Raw genomic sequence first — 868 nt, forward strand, 5'->3', positions numbered from 1 at the left:
CTGATCTTGCGGCCGTCCGACAGCACCGCGAAGTGCGTGAGCCCCAGATCGATACCGATCTCGCCCGCGACAGCCGGCAGGGGTTCATCGCTCGTCTCGACCACGAACGACGCGAAATAGCGGCCCGACGCGTCCTTGACCACCGTCACCGACGACGGCTGCGACGGCAGGGGACGCGACCAGCGGACCGACACCTCCCCGATCTTCGGCAGGCGCAGCTTCCCGCCCACCGTGACGGCGAATCGGGCGTTCTTGGTGAACCGAACGCTCTGCCGGTTGTCCTTGCGGGACCTGAACCGGGGCGGGCCCACCGTGCGACCCTTACGCTTGCCGGACAGGGAGGCGAAGAAGGTGCGGTAGGCAGTGTTGAGATCGGCGAGCGCCTGCTGAAGAACCACCGCGGAGACCTCGCCCAGCCACGCGCGCTCCACGGTGAGCTTCGCCTGGGCGATGACCCGCTTGGACAGCTCCCCATCCGAGAGGTACGGCAGGCCTTGGTCTCGGGCGTCCTGGCGTGCGCGCAACCCGTCGTTGAACACCACCCGGGAGCACCCGAACGCGCGGGCCAGCGCGGCACGCTGGTCGGCGTCGGGGCAGAGCCGGTAGTTGTACCGAAGCTGCACGGCACCAAAGGTATCGCGGACTTCATGACCGAACGTATGGATTCCATGACCGAACGTATGAGTGTTCGACACCTCCGTGACCAGTTGGGCCGCCGCATCGACGTCGCCCACTTCACCGGCGCGCCCACCATCGTGGAGCGACACGGGCAGCCCCGCGCCGTCCTGATGCCCTACGCAGGGTGGGCCGAGCGATAAGACCTGGAAGGACAGGGCACGCTCGCGCCCTGGCGGGCACTCCCGCGCGG

Annotated in this window: 2 protein-coding genes; one reads left to right on the forward strand and one right to left on the reverse strand. The window is 68.3% G+C overall.

What is annotated here, in order from left to right:
* Positions 1-623 (reverse strand): RNA-guided endonuclease InsQ/TnpB family protein (locus ACTOQ2_RS43955; protein ID WP_440107988.1); only part of this gene is annotated, 623 nt, incomplete at its 3' end.
* Positions 624-680: 57 nt separating this feature from the next.
* Here ACTOQ2_RS43955 and ACTOQ2_RS43960 point away from each other — a divergent pair.
* On the forward strand, positions 681-818 hold the full coding sequence (locus ACTOQ2_RS43960; protein ID WP_440107989.1) for a hypothetical protein: 138 nt from the start codon (positions 681-683) through the stop codon (positions 816-818).
* Positions 819-868 lie beyond the last annotated feature (50 nt).

The organism is Streptosporangium sp. H16 (assembly GCF_051918855.1).
GTDB lineage: Bacteria > Actinomycetota > Actinomycetes > Streptosporangiales > Streptosporangiaceae > Streptosporangium.

Excerpts from the sequence above, each read along its gene's own strand:
- ACTOQ2_RS43960 (WP_440107989.1), top strand. The coding sequence starts at position 681 with ATGAGTGTTCGACACCTCCGTGACCAGTTGGGCCGCCGCATCGACGTC.